Raw genomic sequence first — 1,623 nt, 5'->3', positions numbered from 1 at the left:
AACAGGACCCGGCCGGAGATGTCGGCGCTGCCGGTCGCCTTGTCGCCGTCGCCATCGGTGGCKGTGACCTTCACCGAAACCGTGTTCGCGGCAAGCGTCACGCCTTCGTCATGGCTGTTTGTGTCGGGATGGTCGAGCGACACATATTGGGCAAGCGTGACAACGCCCGTGCCGGCATCGACATGCAGCGCGAAGGCGACCTTGTCGGTGTTGCTGACGCCGTTGCCGTCGGCGTCGTAAACGCCGATGATGCGACCGTTGCCGTCCTTGAACAGGAAGATAGCCTTGCCTTCGGTGGTCATCAGGCCGGAATCGACGCCGTTCTGGTTGGCAAGCTCGAGCGAATAGACCTTGGAGTTGTTCGTCGCGGGGCCATCGGCGCCGAAACTTATCGTGGAATCGACAATGGCACCGGAGCCCTGGGCGAACTGCGCCACCAACATATCGGGATCAGTGCCGGCATTGACGCCATTGAACAGGTTTTCAATGGCAACGGTTCCGGCCACCTCGTCAGAGTCCGAGTCGATGCCCTTGGTTTCGTCGATGACAATGATGTCGTTCAGCTTGACGTTGGCAAGGAAGGTGCCGGAGTTGTCGCCGTCGTCGCCGATCTCACGGAACTCAAGCTTGTCGTTGCCGCCACCAATCGCCGGAACATTGATGACGATGGTCTGCATCGGTCCTGATGTCGGCTCGTAGGTACCAACCTCCACACCATTCCAGAATACCAGCAGCTTAGCGCTACCTGCGGCAGCGCCGCTAGCTGCACCGATCTCGAAAGATAGGCCGTAGCTCTCGCCCGCCGTCAGGCCTTCGATGGTTTGGGTAATCTTGATGTTGCCCGGCGAAGCCTCAAGGTCGACCATGACGCTGTTGGTAGGGCTGTCAGCGCCGCGATAACCGTCGCCAACCTTTTCGAGCACGATCGTGCCCGCGCCATGGACGGGCGAAGCACCGATGGCCCAGGCTCCGGCCATTCCGGAATTGTTGACACCGCTGCCGGCGCCCCATTCACCGCCATTGTCGGTGAAGCCCTCGATGAACAAACCGTTGGCGATGGATTCCGGTGCTGTGACTGTCAACGTCGGGCCGTCGTCCTCGAACTTGATGAGGTTTCCGACATTAACGGTTTTGCTGACGGTGTCGCCGTCGCCATCCTTGGCCGTTAGCACGACCTGGATGTTATTGGGCTTGAGTTCAACCGACTCGTCATGGCTCGGGCCGCCGGTCGGGTGCTGCAGCGAAACATACTGAACCAGAGTGACCACGCCCGTAACCGGGTGGATGTGGATAGCGAAGGCAGCAGGTTCGTCGCTGCTGACGGTTCCATTGCCATTCGCGTCGTAGCGGCCGACAATTAGACCTCCCTCGGAGAAAAGTAGGATTGCCCGGCCCTCGGTCGTAAGCAGATTGGTGCTCGAACTTCCCATGGTGAACGCATAGGTCAGATCCTGGCTCGTCGCCTTTCCGTCTGTGCCGTAGTCGACGACAGCCGTAACAATCGCGCCTTGCGATTGGGCATAGCCGATCGGACCGACGCCATTGTTAACGTGCTGATCGCTGCCGGGATTGTTCACCAACTGGAATAGGGTCGAGGCGGCGGTATCGTTGCTGCCTGTATCC

1 protein-coding gene is annotated in these 1,623 nt (G+C 59.8%); it reads right to left on the bottom strand.

All coding sequences use genetic code 11. The features are described from left to right. Positions 1–1,623, bottom strand: a 1,623-nt coding sequence (locus AC1DUU_RS31440) for a DUF5801 repeats-in-toxin domain-containing protein (RefSeq protein ID WP_476787214.1), incomplete at both ends; no start/stop codon positions are given.

The organism is Aminobacter sp. P4_H6_2, assembly GCF_056400805.1.
This window is presented reverse-complemented; position numbering and strand designations above follow the sequence as displayed.